Origin of the sequence: Paenibacillus sp. 32352 (assembly GCF_002042965.1) — a bacterium.
Taxonomy (GTDB): domain Bacteria; phylum Bacillota; class Bacilli; order Paenibacillales; family NBRC-103111; genus Paenibacillus_S; species Paenibacillus_S vulneris.
In genome coordinates this window covers 50,414-71,303 of sequence record NZ_MZNT01000004.1, presented here as the reverse complement: position 1 = coordinate 71,303, position 20,890 = coordinate 50,414, and the positions used below count along the sequence as shown (strand labels likewise).

The window sequence follows — 20,890 nt, the reverse complement described above, 5'->3', positions numbered from 1 at the left end:
TTTTGAGGGAGGCAAGGAACATGGGAGAAGAGATCAAAGTCATTGTATTTGCCCTGGAGAATGAGGAATACGGTGTTGAGGTAGAAAAGGTACGCACCATCGAACGAATGCAGCCCATGACACGGGTACCCAAAACTCCGGAATTTGTAAGAGGGGTTATTAATCTGCGTGGTGTCGTTACTCCGGTAATCGATCTTCGCGGAAGATTCGGCTTTAAGGAAACCGAGTTTACGGACAGTTCACGTATTATCATTGTAGGCGTGAATGATATTGAAGTGGGACTTATTGTTGATTCGGCTAACGATGTCATTGATGTGGACACAGATAGCATTGAAGATCCGCCGGAAATTGTAGGAGGCATTAAAGCCAAATATTTGCGCGGCATTGCGAAGGTAAGCGACGACAGACTGCTGATTCTTCTGAACCTGCAAGAAGTGCTGAATAAAAGTGAAATTGTCCAATTAGAAAACCTAGAGGAGTAATCGCGTGGAATTATTCAACCGACTAGCAGATTTTCAAATGGATGTGCTTAAGGAAGTCGGCAACATAGGCGCAGGTCATGCGGCAACGGGCTTATCCAAGCTTTTGGATAAGCCCGTTGACATGCTGGTACCCAAGGTGCGTGTTGTTGCGTTTGAAGAAATCGCAGACAGTGTAGGCGGTGCGGAAGAAGTCGTCATCGCGATTTTCCTTCGGGTTGAGGGAGAAACGCCCGGGAATCTATTTTTTATCTTAACATTGGAGTCAGCCAAAAAATTGTTGCGCAGTTTGGTAGGAATTATGGCGACTCATGACGAAAATTATACAGAGATGGAACTTTCTGCTTTGAGTGAGATTGGCAATATTTTGGCTGGATCTTATTTGTCCTCCCTTGCAGATTTCACGCAATTGGCCATGTCGCCAACCGTACCTTCCATAGCCATTGATATGGCGGGAGCGATTCTCAGCTTTGGTCTCCTACAATTCGGTCAAATGGGCGATCACGCATTGTTAATTGATACGAAGTTTTTGGACGGGAATGAGGAAGTCAAGGGCCACTTCTTCTTAATTCCTGATCCAGAATCGTTCGATAAAATTTTTAAAGCCCTGGGAGTAGATTCTCTATGATCCAGGATAAGTTCATCAAGGTAGGCATGGCGGACCTGAATGTTGCTCACTTGACCGGAGTGTTGAAGACGACGGGTTTAGGGTCCTGCGTAGGGCTTACGTTATATGACGCTAAAGCGAAGGTTGCCGGGATGGCGCACGTGATGCTGCCGACTTCGGAAATTGCCAGAGAAGGAACGCTTAACATTGCAAAGTATGCGGATACGGCAGTTCCTGAAATGATTCAGCGTATGGAGAGCTTGGGCGCATCCATAAGCAGAATGGAAGCCAAGATGGCTGGAGGCTCCCAAATGTTCGCTTTCGGCGGTAATTCGGACACCATGAGAATCGGACCGAGAAACGTAGAGTCTTGCAAGGAAATGTTAAAGCGTTATTTGATCCCTTTGAAGGCTGAAGACACGGGCGGCAATTACGGAAGAACAATTGAATTTGATTGTGAGACGGGCACCCTGGTCATTCGCAGCGTTCAAAATGGAGTAAAGGAGCTTTAGCTAATGATTGGAACAGTTCGATGGAACCTGATTATCGGCCTTATTTCATTAGTAATTACGTTCATAAGCTCAATTTCAACGAATGTTTGGACAACGAGCTTGTTAAGAAGCGTATACAGCTTTGCTATCGTATTTATTGTGATTTTTTTATTCAGGTGGATTCTCGGCACAATAGCCGGTCTTAATCAGTTGAATACCGATTTGAAAGATGGCGTATCGGATGAAGAGGGAAAGGGAGCGGCTCTGGATTTGCAAACTCCGGAGGACGATGCTTCCCTCCATCAAATGTTAAAGGATTCTCTTGATCCGAAAGCACCCTCGATGGATTCAGGATTCGCTCCGTTAAATCCACCGAAGCTGTCCAGCAAGACTAATAGCATGGAACCAGGAGAGATGGCGCAAGCGGTACGTCGTATGGCGGAAGAATAAGGGTGGTGACAACCGGTTATGATTCAACAAAAATCGCATTTACCGAATATCGATGTGTGGAAGCAGTGGAAGGAATTCGGTGTAATTGAAGCTAAACAGTCACTGATTGAGAACTATTTGCCACTGGTCGAATATGTATCGAACCGTCTGTCTATCGGTCTGCCCAAAAATGTATCGAAAGATGATTTGGCAAGCTATGGTGTCATGGGTCTTATCGATGCTATAGAGAAGTTTGATTATGAACGCGGTCTTCAGTTTGAAACCTATGCTTCCTGGCGGATTCGGGGCGCTATTATCGACGGGCTGCGCCAGGGAGACTGGGTACCGCGTTCGATCAGGGAAAAGTCCAAAAAAATCGAAGAAGCATATCAATTGCTGGAGCAGCAGTACTTGCGTTCCGTGACGGATGCGGAAATCAGTTCCTATTTACAAGTCAGCGAGAACGAGTTTCAGCAGATGGTTCAGGAAATTGCAATTACTACCGTTTGCTCCATTGATGATCCTATCCGAGAAGAAGATTCCGAGACGCGGCTATCTCTGTTAATTGACGAGAAGGCCAAAAACCCTGAATATAAGGTGAATGAGTTTTATTTGAAAGAAACGCTGGCAAAGGCTATAGAGCGTCTAACGGATAAGGAACGAACCGTAGTCTCCTTATTTTATTATGAGGAGCTATCGCTAAGTGAAATAGCGGAAGTCATGAGCTTATCGCCATCTAGAATCTCACAACTTCATTCCAAAGCGATTTTACGTCTTCGTGGCTCATTGAGCCGCTTTAAGACGCAGCTGTTTCAAGAAACTTGATCGGAAGAAAGTGGGGGAGAATAATGAGTGAATCTTCGATTCCGCTAAGTTATTATGCCGAGATCACATTGTCGGACGACAAGGCCCAAGCCTTTCTTCAGTTTAAGCAGCCGGAGGAGGGCTTGGAGGTAACGTTAACTCAGTTGGAAGAGTTGCTCCATTCCTATCATATTGTACATGGCATTGATTTAGATATGCTTACCTCGATTGCCCGCAATCCTAAAGCTTACTTTCAATCCAAAACACTGGTTGCGAGCGGCACTTCACCCATTCCGGGCAAAGATGGTTACATTAAGCTTGCTTATGAGGTAGCAAGTGATGCAAAGAAGCCAGCCGAGCTGGAGAGCGGCAAAGTCGATTATAGAGAAATAACGACCATTAGCAATGTTCGCAAAGGCCAATTGCTTGCCCAAAAAATGCCGGCAACCGCAGGTACTCCAGGCAAAGCGGTTACCGGTGAAGTTCTTCCTCCTAAGGATGGGAAGGAAGCCCGCTTGAAAATCGGCAAAAACGTAGTTGCCGATCCCGAGCAAAAAGCGCTTTACGCGGCTATTGATGGAATGATTGTGACAACGGAGCGCGACAAAATTAATGTATTCCCGATCTTTGAGGTCAATGGAGACGTTGATTATAACGTTGGAAATATCGATTTTGTCGGTTCCGTCGTGATCCGGGGCAATGTTTTGAGCGGGTTTAAAATCAAGGCTGCGGGAGATCTCCGGATTACCGGAAGCGTAGAGGGAGCAGATCTCGAGGCAGAAGGCTCTATCGAAATCAACGGCGGAATTCTTGGCCATAATAAAGCTATGATTCGAGCGGGAAAAAGAGTGAAAAGCTCCTTTATTCAGGATGCGACGGTTATAGCCGAAGAAATCTTTGTAACCCAAAGTATTATGCATTCCAATATTCGCGCGTCCAAAAATGTCATTTGTAAAGGCACCAAAGGCTTAATAGTCGGTGGAGTCATTCAATCGGGTGAGAACGTTGTAGCCAGAACGATAGGTAATTCCATGTCAACGGCAACGGTCATTGAGGTCGGCGTACTGCCTGAATTGCGAAATGAGCTGGTTCAGCTTCGTTCGCAGCTGAAGTCGGTTAACGAGAACTTCGACAAAACCGAGAAAGCGCTAGCATTACTGGATCAATTAGCGGCAGCAGGGCAGCTTGGACCGGATAAAGTTTCGATGAGAATCAAGCTTAACCATACCAAGAAGCAAATTGCTGAAGAGCAGGCCGGGTACAAGGAACGTATATTTGAAATTGAGCGTTCGCTGGAAGATTCGGATAAAGCCAAAGTTGAAGTTGTTTCTACTATATATAGTGGAGTCAAAATTGTAATAGGCAGGTATACGAAATTTATAAAAGATCACGTTTCCCACGTTAAGTTTCAATTGGCGAATGGGGACATTGCCATGATTCCCATTACATAGAGCATAAACCAGCTTAGGGAGGGATTGCGATGAGCTTGAGGCCTGTGGAGCTGCAGTTTGTTTTGCACAAGAACGATGAAGCCGGATTGAAGCAAAACCAGTTGAATCAAAAGCCGGTTCAGGACCAGGCTTTGCTTGCCGATGATACCTTGAAGCATACGGAGAAAGAACGGCAGCTGGCGGGAAAAAGCGAGCATGCGCATAAAGCAGCCCTTTTCGATAAAGAGAAGGAAAAATCCGAGAGCCGCTCTAAAAAATCTCCAAGGAAAAAAGGGGATGCGGATTCCAACCCTGCTTCCATGGAGATGAATGAGCATCCCTTCAAAGGAAGGCACATCGATTTATCCCTGTAATCATCGCAGAAGGTACGTGACTAGCAGAAAAAGGTGATAAGATTGTATCAACCTTGGGTATATATTGTACTCGTTGGCTTGGTGTTTATTGTGTATGCCACACTTGTACCGAAGACAAACACGTCCAATGGGAAGTCATCGCCCAGCATCAACGAAATTGAACAAACCATGGAGCATTTTGCCGGTGAGCTGGAGGAGCAGAATGAGGCATTGATTCGTCAACTGGCAGAGCTCAAGAAGGATCATGAAATTCATCAAGCCAAGCTGTCGTCCAGATTGGAAAGCTTGGAACATCAATTCGCTCATTCCAACCAGGAATTGCTGAAGCTTGGTGCGGCTTACGCGGATCTTCAGAAGCAACTTGATCAACCTGTAGGACGCATCGATTTTGCTGAAGCGGCGGCTGCTCAGCTAGAGATCGACCAGCTGCAGGGCACAGATCATTCCGAGCCCCAGAGTGAACCGGAAGGAATGAATATCAGAAACCGATATGCGGAATTATTCGAGCTCCATGAGCAAGGGAAATCGACGGACCACATTGCGAAAAAATTAAACATGAACAAAGGTGAGGTCAACCTGATCCTTCAATTAGCCAAGCAGGAGGAACAGTTGAATGCTCAAAAATAGATCGCTTTTATTCGGGTTGGGCTTAGGCCTTATAGCCGGGGCCTTATTGCTGCAGGTTATGAATATTGCGGTATCCCCTCAGCAGGCTAATGGATTGGAGCTCCAGGAGCTTGATAAGCAAAAGCTGAAGGAAGCAGCCTCCAAATATTTTCAAGTGAATGAGTTGGATCAGAAATTGTATAATCAAGCGCAGGCGGATGCTTTGGTACAGCAGAAGCTTAAGGAAGAGAAGGAGAAGCAAGCGGCAAACGCGCCTGCCCAAGCTGCGAAGGAGCCTGCCAAGGAAACTTATATCTTCATATCCAAGGGGCTTACCGCGGGGAACGTAGCCGACTTGCTGCAGCAGAGCGGGGTTATCAGCGATCGTAAAGCGTTCGAGGATGCGATGTACAAGCAGCAGCTGAATGATAAGATCGTTGCGGGCGTGCACGTCTTTAAGGGTCCGCAGGATCTGACACAGGTTCTTACGAATTTAACGTCACAATAAGAGTCTGACCTTGAATGAGGTTAGGCTTTTGTTCTAATAATAGAAGATGTTGCATACGATATTCAGTTGTGGTATATTTATTGACGGTGTTAAAACGCACGCAGGTTAATTCGCATAATGGTGCTGCCGATTCCGGTAGTTTTATGTCGAAGATGCGACTTGCGGAGGAGACCCAAAAAACCAATTTAGAGGAGGTGTGTGAAGATGGCAGTAATCTCCATGAAACAGCTTTTGGAAGCTGGGGTACACTTCGGTCATCAAACCCGTCGTTGGAATCCTAAAATGGATCGTTACATCTTCACTGAAAGAAACGGTATTTACATTATCGACCTGCAAAAAACGGTCAAGAAAGTGGAAGAAGCTTACAACTTCGTAAAATCTGTTGCTGATGAGAACGGCACGATTTTGTTCGTAGGTACTAAGAAGCAAGCTCAAGATTCCGTTGCGGAAGAAGCAGAGCGTTGCGGAATGTACTACATCAACCAACGCTGGTTGGGTGGTACGTTGACCAACTTCCAAACCATTCAAAAGCGTATCGATCGCTTGAAACAGCTTGAGAAATGGGAAGAAGACGGTACTTTCGAAGTGCTTCCTAAGAAAGAAGTTATTATTCTTCGCAAGGAAAAAGATCGTTTGGAGAAATTCCTTGGCGGAATTAAGAATATGAAGGGTCTTCCAAGCGCATTGTTCGTAATCGATCCTCGTAAAGAGCGTATCGCGGTTGCGGAAGCTCGCAAATTGGGTATCCCAATCGTTGGTATCGTTGATACTAACTGCGATCCGGACGAAATCGATTATGTTATCCCTGGTAACGACGATGCGATCCGTGCCGTGAAATTGCTGACAGCTAAAATTGCTGATGCAGTTATCGAAGCACATCAAGGTGAACAAACAACAGCTTAATGGCTGAATAGGAAAGGGTGGTTCAAAGGTGCAAAATCCTTTCACCGCCCTTTTTTTAGGGTCATAGACAAAATATAAGGAGGCCAAACCATGGCAGTTAATGCAGCATCGGTTAAAGAATTGCGCGAAAGAACAGGAGCAGGTATGCTCGATTGTAAAAAAGCGTTGGAAGAGGCTAACGGCGATTTGTCCAAAGCAGCTGATATCCTTCGTGAGAAAGGGTTGTCTGCAGCAGCTAACAAAGCAGGCCGTATTGCTACTGAAGGCACTGTAGAATCCTATATCCACGCTGGTGGCCGTATTGGCGTATTGGTAGAAGTTAACTGCGAAACCGACTTCGTTGGTAAAACAGATCAATTCCGTGAATTTGTTAAAGACGTTGCTATGCATATCGCGGCTTCGAGCCCATTGTATGTTCGTCGTGAAGAAGTTCCTCAAGATGCATTGGATAAAGAACGCGAAATCTTGACTGCACAAGCTTTGAACGAAGGCAAACCAGCTAACATCGTTCAAAAAATGGTAGAAGGCCGTCTTGGCAAATACTATGAAGAGTACTGCTTGATGGAGCAACCATTCGTTAAAGATCCAGACAAAACTATCGGACAACTGGTCAACGAAAAAGTAGCAACAATCGGTGAGAACATCACAATCCGTCGTTTCGTTCGTTTTGAATTGGGCGAAGGCTTGGAGAAAAAACAAGAGAACTTTGCTGAAGAAGTTATGGCTCAAGTGAAAAAATAATAAGAGAAGTTCGTAAGAACCTATCTTAACTTATTTGGATATACTTACGGTAAATGATAAGTTGCTGCTGAAACGGAAATTTATCATTTACCGTACATAAATACGGAAAAGTAAAACGTGGGAACACTTAGTGTTCCTTCTTTTTTAAACATAAACGAGCATGACAGCTGATTGACGAACGGGGGTAGTGAAGCTTGGTACAGCCAATCTTTAAAAGAGTCATATTGAAACTGAGCGGAGAAGCACTGGCAGGTCAGCAGGGATACGGAATCGATTCCGATATGATTTCCTCGATCGCAGCGCAAGTCAAAGAGGTTGTCGATTTGAATGTAGAGGTTGCCGTTGTTGTAGGAGGCGGGAACATCTGGAGAGGTATTGCCGGCAGTGCGAAGGGGATTGACCGTGCCACTGCGGATTATATGGGGATGCTCGCGACAGTCATGAATTCCTTGGCGCTTCAGGATGCCTTGGAGACGATCGGAGTGCCGACACGCGTGCAAACGTCCATAACCATGCAGCAGGTGGCAGAGCCTTATATTCGCAGAAGAGCGATTCGCCACTTGGAAAAAGGCCGGGTTGTCATCTTTGCAGCCGGTACAGGGAATCCTTATTTCTCAACTGATACGACAGCTGCATTAAGAGCGGCTGAGATCGAGGCGGAGGTCATTCTTATGGCCAAAAATAAAGTGGACGGGGTTTATTCCGCAGATCCGTTCAAGGATGCCAATGCACAGAAGTTCGAGACGCTAACCTATATGGAAGTGTTAAGCAATAATCTGGGCGTAATGGATTCAACGGCTTCTTCTCTCTGCATGGACAATAATATTCCGTTAATCGTGTTTTCCATAACCGAGAGCGGCAACATTAAGAAGGTTGTTCTCGGAGAAAAAATAGGTACGATTGTAAAAGGGAGTGTTTAACGATTATGCCACAATCGATTAAAAAGAATGCGGAAGACCGCATGGAAAAAGCAATCGGTTCGTTGAAGAGAGAGTTGGCCAGCCTTCGGGCAGGCAGAGCGACTCCGTCTTTGCTTGATCGCATTCAAGTGGAATATTACGGGGCTATGACGCCTATTAATCAATTAGCCAACATTAATACACCGGACTCCCGTACCCTTATGATTCAGCCATGGGATAAAAGCTCCGTCGCCGCTATTGAGAAGGCTATTATGAAATCCGATCTGGGATTGACTCCTTCCAACGATGGATCGATGATCCGCATTGTGATTCCGGCCCTTACGGAAGAGCGTCGTACCGAGCTGGTGAAAATGACTCGCAAATTCGGTGAAGAAGCTAAGGTTGCTATCCGTAACATTCGCCGCGACGCAAACGATGAGATCAAGAAGCTGGAAAAGTCGGGCATCTCTGAGGACGAATCCCGCAAGCATCAAGAAGACATCCAGAAGTTTACTGATAAATATATCGGTGAAGTAGAGAAAGTGTTAGCAGCTAAAGAAAAGGAAATTATGGAAGTATAATGATAGAAGACCCCCTTTCGAGGGGGCTTTTACACTTTCCTTATTGGAGGAAAAAGAAATGATGCCTTTCAAGAAATGGTTTGGAAGCAAGGCTCAGAATGACGAGTGGGTAGAACGGATCGATGCCGATAATATTCCGAACCATGTTGCGGTTATCATGGATGGCAATGGGCGATGGGCTCAGAAGCGCGGCTTGCCGCGTATTGCGGGGCACCATTCAGGTATGAAAAACGTAAAAAAGATTACTATGGCTGCGAATGCTATCGGCATTAATGTGCTGACCATGTATGCATTTTCAACCGAAAACTGGAAAAGACCCAAGGAAGAAGTCGAGTATTTAATGAAGCTTCCTCTAGAATTTTTTCCAAAAGAGATTGATGAGCTTATCGCCAACAACGTGCAGATTCGTATGACTGGATGGCAGGAAGGTCTGCCAAACTATACACTAGAGGCGATTCAGAAAGCGATTGAGCAAACCAAGAACAATACGGGACTTATTTTAAATTTTGCTTTGAATTACGGAAGCCGCCGAGAAATGCTATCTGGTGTTAAAAAGCTGGCAGAGGATGTGGCATCCGGTAAAGTTACATTGGATGAAGTGGATGAATCGAAATTTGGCCAATACTTATTGACCTACCCGCTTCCTGATCCGGATCTGTTGATCCGTACGAGCGGCGAGCTTCGTATCAGTAATTTTTTGATGTGGCAGCTGGCTTATTCGGAGTTATGGTTTACGGATTTGTGCTGGCCTGACTTCACGGAGCGGCATTTCTATGAGGCAATCCAGGAGTATCAACGAAGAGCTCGGCGTTACGGAGGATTGTAGCAGTAATTGGAGGAATGAATTTGAAGCAGCGAATCATCACTGGGGTCATTGCCGGTTTAGGCTTCATGATTCTATTGTATCTAGGCGCATACTGGTTTGCCGGATTGATTGTCATTCTGTCCCTGATCGGTTTTAATGAGTTTTTACGAATGAATGGGCTGACGCCATATCGTATTACAGCCCTTTTCGGATACATAGGTACAGCATGCTTAACGATACCGTGGAATACGCTTCAACTTGCGTCGGTTGGATCCATGGACCGTATGATATGGTTGTTTATGTTCATTTTATTATGCGCTACCGTCGTTTCCAAGAATAAGGTAACCATTGATCACGTGGTCATGATGTTCTTAGGGATGGTGTACGTGGGTATCGGTTTTCATTACATGATCGAGACTCGTGCTATGGAGAACGGGATGTTCTGGACGCTTCTGGTTTTCTTCTGCATTTGGGCTACGGACTCCGGCGCGTACTTCACAGGGTCAGCAATTGGCAAGCATCCCTTGTGGCCGACTATTAGTCCTAAGAAATCGATTGAAGGCGCCGCAGGAGGAGTTGTTCTTTCCATCATTGTGGCTATCTGTTTTTCATTGGCTTCCCCTGAACTGCTTTCTTGGAAACAGGCTTTGCTTCTCGGTGTCATCATCGCTATAGTCGGACAAATGGGGGATTTAATCCAATCTGCTTATAAGCGGGTCAAGGGCATTAAGGATACGGGGGCCATCCTTCCAGGGCACGGCGGTGTACTAGACCGGGTGGATAGCTGGCTGATCGTGTTTCCGGTTGTTCATCTGCTTTCGTTACTTCCCCATACCTAATTCGATTGTTCGAGGTGAAACATGAAGCACATTTCCATACTTGGATCAACCGGTTCTATCGGTACACAAACATTGGACGTTATTTCCCATCACCCGGAACAGTTTAAAATTGTGGGCCTGGCAGGCGGCCATAATGTGAAGCTCCTGCTGGATCAGGTACATCAATTTCGTCCCGCCAAGGTTTCCGTCGCAACGAAGGAGCTTGCTGATCAAATGAAGATGCATGTTCCCGCAGGTACCCAAATTTTTTACGGGAATCAAGGTCTTATTGAAATTGCAGCAGGTACCGATGCTTCCGATGTAGTAACAGCGGTCGTAGGGAGTCAAGGCCTGGAGCCTACCCTCGCAGCCATTCGGGCGGGAAAGCATATCGGTCTGGCGAACAAAGAAACCTTGGTCAGTGCGGGCCATCTGGTTACGGCCGAAGCCGAACGTCACGGCGTCAAGCTGATTCCGATCGACAGCGAGCATTCTGCCATTTTCCAATGTCTGAACGGCGAGTCCAGGAAAGACATCAAAAAAATAATGCTGACTGCCTCAGGAGGTTCCTTCAGAGAGTATTCCCGCGAGCAACTCAAAGATGTGACAGTGGAGCAGGCGTTAAAACATCCGAATTGGTCGATGGGAGCCAAAATCACCATCGATTCGGCCACTATGGTTAACAAGGGGCTAGAGGTTATCGAAGCCCATTGGTTGTTCGGGCTGCCTTATGATCAGATTGAGGTACTGATACATCCTGAAAGCATCATTCACTCCTATGTGGAGTTTATGGACTGCAGCATTATTGCTCAGCTTGGCAATCCGGATATGAGGGTCCCTATCCAGTACGCCCTCACTTATCCGAATCGTATAGCTACACCGTCTCAACCGTTGAATTTGGCCGCTATGGGCAAATTGACCTTTCGCGAGATGGACTATGTCCGCTTTCCCTGCCTGAAAATGGCTTTCGACAGCGGCAGAGCGGGCGGGACAACGCCAACGGTATACAATGCTGCGAACGAAGTAGCCGTTGAACGCTTCTTGAAGGGTGAAATCGGATTTTTACAAATTGAAGATATTATTGCAAGCGCTCTGGAACGGCATGATCCGGTTGCGCATCCGGATTTGGAACAAATCACAGCCGCGGATACATGGGCAAGACAGACAGCAAGAATGGGAAGTTAATTGGAACAGGTAAATTCCCTAGCATCATTTCATCGACAAGATAATATGTTCATAACATGGCTCGGCTTGTATTCATATCGCAAATAATGTTAATCTTAATGAAAAGAATGAGCCCGACCATGGAACTGGTCTTTGACTAATCGCGATGCTTAAAGGGAGGACGTTCGATTGGCTACATTGCAAATTGCGTTTCAAATTGTTCTGCTATTTTTTGTTCTGGTGACGATACATGAGTGGGGACATTTTTATTTCGCCAAGCGGGCCGGGATTCTGGTCAGAGAGTTTGCGATCGGCTTCGGTCCGAAGCTGCTTTCTTTTAAGAAAGGCGAAACCCGATATACCCTTCGTCTGCTGCCTATCGGCGGATTTGTGCGCATGGCTGGCGAAGATCCAGAGATTGTTCAGATTAACCCCGGTCAGCGTATTGCTCTGGCATTGAAAGGCAATGAAGTGACCCATATTTATTTGAATGACCTGGATGATCGTTCCGATTCCGTGGTCGGTGTTGTCGAAGATATCGATTTGGAGCGCCGCCTGTTTATCAAGCTCGATATGGATGGCGAGCTCAAGCAGTTCTCCGTTCATCCCCAAGCGATGATGGTAAGCAAAGACAAGGAAACCCAGATCGCGCCGTGGGATCGCCAATTTGGCAGCAAAACCGTCGGCCAGCGGGCTATGTCTATATTTGCAGGACCGATGATGAACTTTATTCTCGCGTTCATATTGTTCATTACGGTTGCCTTTATGGCCGGTGTACCGGATAAAGTGAAAATTCAAAGTACCGTTGCGGGCTCGCCTGCAGAAAAAGCGGGACTTATGGCGAATGATATTATTATTTCGGTCAATAATGAGCCTATTGGTGCTGACCGTAACAAGCTGACGAAGATGATCAAGCAGTCCGTCAACCAACCGATGATCTGGATTATTGAACGCAATAAGGAACAAATTCGTAAAGAAGTAACCCCGGAAGAGAAAGGCGGCGGCTTAGTCGGTGTCAGCCTGATTTCGGAGAACCGGAAAGCTTCCTTTACCGATGCAGCCAGCAACGGGTGGAGCAGCATGTCACAAGCTGCCGTCTCCATCTTGGACAGCTTCGGCAAGCTCGTTACGTTACAGGTCAAAATGGACGATCTAGGCGGACCAGTCCGCATTGTTGAGTTCACCAGCGAACAAGCCAGTGCCGGTTTGCCCCAGTACACCTTCTGGGCGGCCATCATGAGCTTATATCTGGGGATGTTCAACCTTCTGCCGTTCCCTGCCTTGGATGGAAGCCGCTTAGTGTTCCTGGGCTTTGAAGCGCTTCGCGGGAAGCCTGTTGACCCAAGCAGAGAGAGCCTCGTCCATTTTGTCGGCTTTGCGATGCTGATGCTTCTCATGATTGCGGTAACCTATAACGATATTTTACGACTGATTAAAGGCTAGTTTATCCCTAAGTCATAGCCTTGCTGATGCAGGGCTATGCTTTTGTTTACTACATAGGAAGGTTAGGGCATGCTTCATGAGTTAAGGCCCCTTCCGTCGGATGTGACAATTGAACACGCTCGCTCATCTATGAAAGGCCTCTATATGAGGTTTTCTCATGATAGTTTGTAGGAGGAGAACCCCCAATGTCCAAAGAAAAGCAGTTTGTTAAGGAGATTACACCTCAAAGCGAGGATTTCTCCAGATGGTATATCGATGTTATTAAAAAGGCAGACCTGATGAGCTATTCGCCGGTGCGCGGTTGCATCGTGTTTAAGCCGGACAGCTATGAAATCTGGGAGAACATCCAACGTGAACTGGATGCAAGATTCAAAGAAACAGGTCACCGCAATGCATATTTCCCTATCTTTATTCCGGAAAGCTTTTTCCAAAAAGAGAAGGAGCATGTCGAAGGCTTTAACCCCGAACTGCCATGGGTAACGGAAGCAGGCGGAGAAAAGCTGGAGGAGCGCCTTGCCATTCGCCCTACATCAGAGACTATGATCGGACATATGTATTCCGAATGGATTAATTCGTATAGAGACTTGCCGCTGCTGATCAATCAATGGGCGAACGTGGTTCGTTGGGAGAAGCGGACGCAGCCGTTCCTGCGGACGAGCGAGTTTTTGTGGCAGGAAGGACATACAGCGCACGAGAATGAAGAGGATGCACGTCGTGAAACGATGCAAATGCTAGAAATCTACCGCGATTTCGCGGAAAACTTCCTGGCGATACCGGTTATCGTCGGACAGAAGACCCCTTCGGAGAAGTTTGCCGGCGCCGTAGATACCTATTCCATCGAAGCGATGATGAAAGACGGCAAGGCGGTTCAAGCGGGAACCTCCCATTACTTGGGCACTAATTTCGCTGTAGCCTTTGATATTAAATACTTGGACCGCGAGAATCAGCATACCTTCTGTCATACGACATCCTGGGGTGTAAGCACGCGTCTTATCGGTGCGTTGATTATGGTTCACGGAGACGACAGAGGATTGGTTCTGCCGCCTAAGGTTGCTCCTACACAAGTCATCATGATTCCTATCGGTCCTCCGAAAACAAGGGAGCAAGTAGTAGCCCGTGTTGATGAGCTGTACGCTCAGCTGAAACAAGCCGGGGTTCGTGTAAAGGTAGACGACCGTCCGGATCAAAGTCCCGGCTGGAAGTTCAATGAATACGAGATGCGCGGCGTACCGATTCGTGTAGAGCTGGGACCTCGTGATATGGAAAACGGACAAGTGGTGCTTGTTTCGAGAATTTCCGGGGAAAAACGCGTAGTCCAGCAGGATCATTTTGTCGAAGAAGTGCAAAAAATGCTGGAAGAAATCCATCAACAAATGTATGATAGAGCTAAGCAGTTCCGCGATGAGAATTTCACTTCGGTGGATACGCTGGATGAATTCAAGTTGTTCCTGGAGCAGAAGCGCGGCTTCGCCTTGGCAGGCTGGTGCGGATCCGATGCTTGTGAAGCTCAGGTTAAGGAAGAGACAGGCGCAACAAGCCGTAACATCCCGTTTGAGCCGGGTGAACACAAATCAACATGTCTAGTATGCGGAGAAGCTTCCAAGCATACCGTCGTGTTCGGTAAAGCTTATTAATTGCAAGGATATCAAGGGCAAATCGGAAAGCAACATCTCCTGTTTGCCCTTTGTATGTTTTACGGGGGAGGAAGTTCATGAGCAGTACGGCAGTGAAGAGAGAACGCTTTGAGATGCTGATGCAGCAGGCCCATGTGCCTGTGGATGTAGTGAACTCTTTTTTTCAGGACGGGTATATTGATAGAGTTGAAACAACGCGCAAAAACAGAGAATGGACGTTTTATATCGTAAAAAGCACCATTGTTCCCAATGACGTTTACCGTTCCTTTTGCAAGATGATCCGTGACAAATTCGCCCATATTGCAGCAATCCGATTTATGCTGAAGTATACGGAGGATGTAGAACCGGAATTAGTGGCTCGTGAATATTGGGGAATGTTTATTGAGTGGGTGCAGCGGGAGGCTACCTCCGTCAACGGTTGGATGGCCCGGGCTAAGATAGAGGTTCAGGGGCATCAGCTTACGCTGATTTTACTGGATTCCATTGGGCTGGAGCTTGCCAAAAAGAAAAATATCGGACAGTGGGTGCAGACGTATTTCTCTGATTTCTTTGGCGTTGACTTCCATGTTCGTTATGCTATGGATGAGAACCGCGAAGCGGAGTTTGAGAAATTCGCCAAAAAAATTGAAGAAGAAGAAAAGATCGTCACCCAAGAGATCATGACATCTATTGAAGTGGAGGAAGCCGAGTCTCTCCCTGAAGCGGAGTTAAAGCTGATGGTAGGCTACGAGATTAAAGATCCTCCGGTACCGATTCAGATGGTTCAGGATGAAGAGAAGAAAGTGACGCTGCAGGGCGCCGTGTTCGGCTTGGAAGTGAAGGAGCTTAGAAACGGCAGCACCCTGTTTACATTTAACATAACGGATTTCACCGATTCCATGATGATCAAGGCCTTTGCCAAAACGAAGGAAGACGTTAAAATCTACAGCCTGATTCAGAACGGCACTTGGGTAAAGGTACGCGGAAAAGTGGAATATGACCGCTTTATGCAAATTCCTGAGCTGGTCCTCATCCCAAATGATGTCAATGAAGTGATGCCGCCGCCGGACCGCAAGGACGATGCTGCGGAGAAGCGGGTCGAATTCCATCTGCATTCAACCATGAGTACAATGGACGGAATTACTCCGATCGACCAATATATCAAAACGGCAGCCAAATGGGGCCACAAAGCTATAGCTGTTACGGATCACAGCGGTGTACAAAGCTTTCCGGAGGCCAATAAAGCGGCTAAGAAGCATGGCATCAAGATGATCTATGGTGTTGAGGCGAACGTTGTGGATGACGGGGTTCCTGTGGTAGAGAACGCACGTTCGATGGATTTGAAAGATACCGAGTACGTCATTTTCGATATTGAGACCACCGGCTTATCTATCGTCCATAACAAGATTATAGAAATCGCCGGAGTGAAGATGAAGGATGGCAAGGAGATCGACCGTTTTGCCACGTTCATTAACCCTCATGAAAGAATCCCGTATAACATTCAGCAACTGACTAATATTACGGATGATATGGTCAGGGACGCTCCTGAGCTGTCAGACATGCTTCCCAAGTTTCTCGAGTTTGTAGGGGACTGCGTGCTTGTCGCTCATAATGCCCGGTTTGATATGGGCTTTATTCAGGCGAACTGTAAGCAATTAGGTCTGCCGCCGGTTACGAATCCTTCTCTCGACACGCTGGAGATGGCAAGGCTGTTGTTCCCTACGATGAAAAATCATCGTCTGAACACGCTGGCCGATAAATTCAAGGTCAGCCTGGATAATCACCACCGCGCGATTGACGACTCCGTGGCGTTGGGCTATATCTTATTTCATCTTATAAAAGAAGCCAATGACCGCGGCATAACCGATCTGGAGCGGTTGAACGACGATGTCGGCAAAAGCTTGAAAAACACAAGACCGTTTCACTGCTGCATCTATGCAAAGAACATGGTCGGCAAGAAAAACCTTTACACGCTGGTTTCTTTGTCTCATACCGAATATTTTCATAGAGTCGCGTGTATTCCTAAGAGCTTGCTCCAAAGCATGAGAGAAGGCCTTATTATTTCATCAGGCTGTGAGAAGGGCGAGTTTTTTGAAACGGTGCTGAATAAGTCCATAGAAGAGGCAGAGGAAGTTGCGCAATTCTATGATGTGCTGGAAATTCAGCCTACTTGCGTTAATATGCATCTGGTGGACAAGGGCCTGGTTGGCAGCAAGGAGCAGCTGGAGGATACAACCCGTAGAATCATTGATATCGGGCGTAAATTCAACAAGCCGGTCATTGCCACCGGTAATGTCCATTACTTGCATCCACGCGATAAAATATGCCGCGATATTACGATTAACGGGATTACCGGCTTCAGTCCATTAAAGGATATGAAGAAGCCGGATGTTCACTTCAGAACAACCAAAGAAATGCTGGCAGAGTTTCAATTCCTCGGTGAAGAGACTGCTTTCGATGTCGTCGTGCGGAATACGAGTGATCTGGCAGACCAATTCGAGGAGCTTCAGCTGTTTCCGGATAAACTGTTTGCTCCGATCATCGAAGGTGCGGATGAAGAAATTCGGACCAAGTGCTATGATACGGCCAAACGTCTCTATGGCGAGCCGCTGCCGGAAGTCGTTGTCGCACGGCTGGAGAAGGAACTAGTGCCGATTATCAAATACGAGTTCTCTGCGAACTATCTTGTATCGGAGCGGCTCGTTAAGAAGTCTAACCAGGACGGATATTTGGTAGGGTCTCGGGGATCGGTAGGTTCATCTGTCGTAGCTACATTCCTGGGTATATCCGAGGTTAATCCACTGCCCCCGCATTACGTTTGTCTATCCTGCCAATATAATGAATGGTTTTTGGATGGAAGCGTGCCAAGCGGATTTGACCTCCCGGATAAGGAATGTCCTAAATGCGGAGCAAAGCTTAAAGGTGAAGGGCAGGACATTCCGTTTGAGACGTTCCTTGGCTTCAAAGGGGACAAGGTCCCCGATATCGACTTGAACTTCTCCGGGGAATATCAGCCGGTTGCCCATAACTATACGAGGGTGCTCTTCGGTGAGAAAAGTGTATTCCGTGCGGGTACGATCGGTACCATTGCGGAAAAAACCGCCTTCGGTTACGTGAAAAAGTTTGAAGAGGAGCAGGGGAAGAAATGGCGCGGAGCCGAGGTCAGCAGACTAGCCTCCGGCTGTACCGGGGTCAAGCGAAGTACGGGCCAGCATCCTGGCGGTATCGTAGTTGTTCCGGATTACATTGATGTGAATGACATTACACCAGTCCAGTTTCCAGCGGATGATACAAGTGCTGAATGGATGACGACGCACTTTGACTACCATGCCTTTGACGCGAATCTGCTGAAGCTCGATATTCTCGGGCACGATGATCCGACCATGATGAGGATGCTGCAGGACTTGACCGGAGTCGACCCTACGACCATTCCTATGAATGATCCTAAAGTCATGAGCATGTTTAACTCGACCAAGGCCATAGGAGTCACACCCGAGCAAATCCGAAGCACGGTAGCAACTTACGGCGTTCCAGAGATGGGGACGAAATTCGTACGTCAAATGCTGGAGGAAACGCAGCCTTCATCGTTTGCCGACTTGCTTCAAATTTCCGGTTTGTCACACGGAACGGGAGTTTGGCTTGGCAACGCCCAGGAGCTGATCAAGAAAGGCACTTGTACGATCAAGACCGTTATCGGTTGTCGTGACGAGATTATGCTGTACTTGATCTATAAGGCGGGAATGGACGCAGGACTCGCCTTTAAAATAACAGAGAGCGTTCGTAAGGGTAAAGGTTTGACGCCTGAGTGGAAGGAAGATATGAAGAAGCACAACGTGCCCGCGTGGTATATCGAATCCTGCGAACGGATCGAGTATATGTTTCCGAAGGCGCATGCTGCCGCTTACGTTATCTCTGCGGTTCGTACCGCTTATTTCAAACTGTACCATCCGATTGCATTTTACGCGACTTACTTCACGGTGCGTGCCGAGGATTTCGAGCTTGATCTGCTTTGCCAAGGCTATGACGCTATTTTGCGCAGACTGATTGAGATTGAAGAGAAAGCATTCCAGGCTACGCCAAAAGAGAAGGCGATGGTATCCATACTGGAAATGGCACTCGAAATGACTGCCAGAGGCTTTTCCTTCAAAGGAATCGATCTGTATAAATCCGATGCGACGAAGTTTTTGGTTGACGGAGATTCCTTAATCCCTCCTTTCTCTGCTTTAGCGGGGATCGGGGTGAACGCCGCCAAAAATATTGCCGCTGCCAAGGATGACGGGCCGTTCCTGTCGATTGAGGATTTCCAAACACGCAGTAAGGCGTCCAAAACGATCGTTGAGCTGCTCGGCTCGATGGGCTGCTTCCGCGGCTTGCCGGAATCCAACCAGCTGTCACTATTCTAGGCACTCCTCTTTCAATGAAGCAAGCCGTCTTCATATTGCATACCTATAAGGCTTATGGTATAATCTTCTTTGGTAACAACCGTTTATAAGTTCGGATCTTAGAGAGTGGGGAAACCCACTCTTTACATTTTGTTACAGAGATGAAAGCGTCTGGCTTTCCATTTGATGATAGGAGGTTGCAGGTTGATTTCGCAAATTAAACCTATAGTTGAATCACTTCTTCAGCCTTTTTTGGATGAGAACAACTTTGAATTAGTCGATGTTGAGTATGTTAAAGAAGGCAGCAATTGGTTTCTACGAGTATATGTGGACAAGGAAGGCGGCATCGATATTGACGATTGCGGCCGTATCAGCGAATTTTTAAGTGAAAAATTGGATGAAAAGGATCCGATTCCTACCGCTTACTTCCTGGAAGTATCCTCGCCGGGTGCCGAGCGTCCTTTGAAAAAGACGCAGGACTATCATAAGGCAGTGGGCCAGCATGTATTTGTGACGACATATGAGCCGGTTGATGGGTTGAAGGAATTCGAAGGAACGCTTCTGTCCTTTGATGAGCAGACCGTCGTCGTTGAAATCGGAAAGAAAAAACACGAAATTCCTTTCAACAAAGTAGCAAGCGCAAGACTGGCGATCGTGTTCTAAAACAGTGGTGGATTTTATGAGAGGGGGAGCTCCGTTCAAATGAACATGGATTTTATTGAAGCATTATTGGAAATTGAAAGGGAAAAAGGAATCGCCAAGGAAGTGCTGATCGATGCTATTGAAGCGGCACTGATTTCCAGCTATAAACGTAATTTTAATACCGCGCAAAACGTGCGTGTAGACATTAACCGTCACACCGGATTGATCAAAGTATACGCCCGCAAAACGGTGGTTGAGGATGTATTGGATCCCCGTATGGAAATTTCTCTATATGCTGCGCGTGAATTGAATCAGAACTATCAATTGAACGATATCGTCGAGATCGAGGTAACTCCAAGAGATTTCGGCCGTATCGCAGCGCAGACTGCCAAGCAGGTTGTTACCCAGCGGATACGCGAAGCGGAGCGCGGTTTGATTTATAATGCTTTCGTCGACAAAGAAGAGGATATTGTGACCGGTATTGTACAAAGACAGGACCTGCGCAATATTTATATCGATTTGGGCAAAATTGAGGCTGCGCTGCCGTTGACCGAGCTTATGCCGACAGATAAATTTAAGCAGGGCGACCGCGTTAAGGCTTATATTACGAAAGTGGAAAATACGACTAAAGGCCCGCAAATTATTTTATCTCGTACGCATCCGGGTCTTTTAAAACGTTTATTCGAGCTGGAAGTTCCCGAAATTTTTGACGGCGTCGTGGAGATTCGTTCCGTCGCGCGTGAAGCGGGCTTCCGTTCCAAAATTGCCGTTTATTCACGCAATCCCGAAGTCGATCCTGTGGGCTCCTGTGTCGGTCCTAAAGGAATGCGCGTCCAAACGATCGTTAACGAGCTGAAAGGCGAGAAGATCGATATTGTACGCTGGGTTGAGAATGTGGACGAATACGTGGCTAACGCGCTCAGTCCTTCCAAGGTGCTTGAAGTGAACGTGTTTGAGAACGAGAAAATGGCCCGTGTTATCGTACCTGATTATCAGCTATCCCTTGCTATCGGCATTAAAGGGCAAAACGCTAGATTGGCTGCCAAGCTGACGGGCTGGAAGATCGATATCAAGAGCGAAACGCAAGCGGAGCAGGAATACGGCCGGCCTAAAACATTCACTGAGGAAATGCACCAGGATTCCGTCAGTATCGACTAATTTCAAATAAGCA

At 46.9% G+C, this 20,890-nt stretch carries 21 protein-coding genes; all 21 read left to right on the top strand.

Annotation, left to right across the window (positions count from 1 at the left end; all coding sequences use genetic code 11):
• The first annotated feature begins 20 nt into the window (after positions 1 to 20).
• The 21 genes from B1728_RS10900 (at position 21) to nusA (ending at position 20,877) form a co-directional block, all read left to right on the top strand.
• On the top strand, positions 21 to 482 hold the full coding sequence (locus B1728_RS10900; protein WP_079910249.1) for a chemotaxis protein CheW: 462 nt from the start codon (positions 21 to 23) through the stop codon (positions 480 to 482).
• A gap of 37 nt (positions 483 to 519) precedes the next feature.
• Positions 520 to 1,107, top strand: coding sequence for a chemotaxis protein CheC (locus tag B1728_RS10895; RefSeq protein WP_144027850.1), 588 nt, complete (start codon positions 520 to 522; stop codon positions 1,105 to 1,107).
• Positions 1,104 to 1,598, top strand: coding sequence for a chemotaxis protein CheD (locus tag B1728_RS10890; RefSeq protein WP_079910247.1), 495 nt, complete (start codon positions 1,104 to 1,106; stop codon positions 1,596 to 1,598). The genes B1728_RS10895 and B1728_RS10890 overlap by 4 nt, the downstream gene beginning before the upstream one ends.
• 3 nt (positions 1,599 to 1,601) lie before the next feature.
• The gene (locus B1728_RS10885; protein ID WP_079910246.1) at positions 1,602 to 2,027 is read left to right on the top strand and encodes a hypothetical protein; all 426 of its coding nucleotides are present in this window, start codon (positions 1,602 to 1,604) and stop codon (positions 2,025 to 2,027) included.
• Between the two features lie 18 nt (positions 2,028 to 2,045).
• Positions 2,046 to 2,831, top strand: a complete 786-nt coding sequence (locus B1728_RS10880; RefSeq protein ID WP_079910245.1) for a FliA/WhiG family RNA polymerase sigma factor — start codon at positions 2,046 to 2,048, stop codon at positions 2,829 to 2,831.
• Positions 2,832 to 2,854: 23 nt separating this feature from the next.
• Complete coding sequence (locus tag B1728_RS10875) at positions 2,855 to 4,261, top strand: flagellar assembly protein A (RefSeq protein WP_079910244.1); 1,407 nt, start codon at positions 2,855 to 2,857, stop codon at positions 4,259 to 4,261.
• A 29-nt stretch (positions 4,262 to 4,290) separates the two neighbouring features.
• Positions 4,291 to 4,614 (top strand): hypothetical protein, encoded by a 324-nt coding sequence (locus B1728_RS10870; protein WP_079910243.1) that lies wholly within the window; start codon positions 4,291 to 4,293, stop codon positions 4,612 to 4,614.
• Between the two features lie 42 nt (positions 4,615 to 4,656).
• Complete coding sequence (locus B1728_RS10865) at positions 4,657 to 5,241, top strand: DUF6115 domain-containing protein (RefSeq protein WP_079910242.1); 585 nt, start codon at positions 4,657 to 4,659, stop codon at positions 5,239 to 5,241.
• Positions 5,228 to 5,728: a hypothetical protein gene (locus B1728_RS10860; protein ID WP_079910241.1), complete on the top strand. Its 501-nt coding sequence runs from the start codon at positions 5,228 to 5,230 to the stop codon at positions 5,726 to 5,728. The genes B1728_RS10865 and B1728_RS10860 overlap by 14 nt, the downstream gene beginning before the upstream one ends.
• A gap of 204 nt (positions 5,729 to 5,932) precedes the next feature.
• On the top strand, positions 5,933 to 6,631 hold the full coding sequence (gene rpsB / locus B1728_RS10855; RefSeq protein WP_028550454.1) for a 30S ribosomal protein S2: 699 nt from the start codon (positions 5,933 to 5,935) through the stop codon (positions 6,629 to 6,631).
• Between the two features lie 90 nt (positions 6,632 to 6,721).
• Positions 6,722 to 7,372, top strand: coding sequence for a translation elongation factor Ts (gene tsf / locus B1728_RS10850; RefSeq protein WP_079910240.1), 651 nt, complete (start codon positions 6,722 to 6,724; stop codon positions 7,370 to 7,372).
• Between the two features lie 194 nt (positions 7,373 to 7,566).
• The gene (gene pyrH / locus B1728_RS10845; RefSeq protein WP_079910239.1) at positions 7,567 to 8,292 is read left to right on the top strand and encodes a UMP kinase; all 726 of its coding nucleotides are present in this window, start codon (positions 7,567 to 7,569) and stop codon (positions 8,290 to 8,292) included.
• A 5-nt stretch (positions 8,293 to 8,297) separates the two neighbouring features.
• The gene (gene frr / locus B1728_RS10840) at positions 8,298 to 8,852 is read left to right on the top strand and encodes a ribosome recycling factor (RefSeq protein ID WP_079910238.1); all 555 of its coding nucleotides are present in this window, start codon (positions 8,298 to 8,300) and stop codon (positions 8,850 to 8,852) included.
• A 58-nt stretch (positions 8,853 to 8,910) separates the two neighbouring features.
• Positions 8,911 to 9,678, top strand: a complete 768-nt coding sequence (locus tag B1728_RS10835; protein ID WP_079910237.1) for an undecaprenyl pyrophosphate synthase — start codon at positions 8,911 to 8,913, stop codon at positions 9,676 to 9,678.
• Between the two features lie 20 nt (positions 9,679 to 9,698).
• Positions 9,699 to 10,496 carry a phosphatidate cytidylyltransferase gene (locus tag B1728_RS10830; protein ID WP_079910236.1) on the top strand — a complete coding sequence of 266 codons (798 nt, stop codon included), beginning with the start codon at positions 9,699 to 9,701 and terminating at the stop codon, positions 10,494 to 10,496.
• Between the two features lie 21 nt (positions 10,497 to 10,517).
• Positions 10,518 to 11,660, top strand: coding sequence for a 1-deoxy-D-xylulose-5-phosphate reductoisomerase (locus B1728_RS10825; RefSeq protein ID WP_079910235.1), 1,143 nt, complete (start codon positions 10,518 to 10,520; stop codon positions 11,658 to 11,660).
• 168 nt (positions 11,661 to 11,828) lie between these two features.
• Positions 11,829 to 13,082: an RIP metalloprotease RseP gene (gene rseP / locus B1728_RS10820; protein WP_079910234.1), complete on the top strand. Its 1,254-nt coding sequence runs from the start codon at positions 11,829 to 11,831 to the stop codon at positions 13,080 to 13,082.
• A gap of 185 nt (positions 13,083 to 13,267) precedes the next feature.
• Positions 13,268 to 14,716 (top strand): proline--tRNA ligase, encoded by a 1,449-nt coding sequence (gene proS / locus B1728_RS10815; protein ID WP_079910233.1) that lies wholly within the window; start codon positions 13,268 to 13,270, stop codon positions 14,714 to 14,716.
• Between the two features lie 77 nt (positions 14,717 to 14,793).
• Complete coding sequence (locus B1728_RS10810) at positions 14,794 to 19,098, top strand: PolC-type DNA polymerase III (protein WP_079910232.1); 4,305 nt, start codon at positions 14,794 to 14,796, stop codon at positions 19,096 to 19,098.
• A 183-nt stretch (positions 19,099 to 19,281) separates the two neighbouring features.
• Positions 19,282 to 19,740, top strand: a complete 459-nt coding sequence (rimP, locus tag B1728_RS10805) for a ribosome maturation factor RimP (protein WP_256865329.1) — start codon at positions 19,282 to 19,284, stop codon at positions 19,738 to 19,740.
• 39 nt (positions 19,741 to 19,779) lie between these two features.
• Positions 19,780 to 20,877 (top strand): transcription termination factor NusA, encoded by a 1,098-nt coding sequence (gene nusA / locus B1728_RS10800; RefSeq protein ID WP_079910230.1) that lies wholly within the window; start codon positions 19,780 to 19,782, stop codon positions 20,875 to 20,877.
• The last annotated feature ends 13 nt before the right edge of the window (positions 20,878 to 20,890 follow it).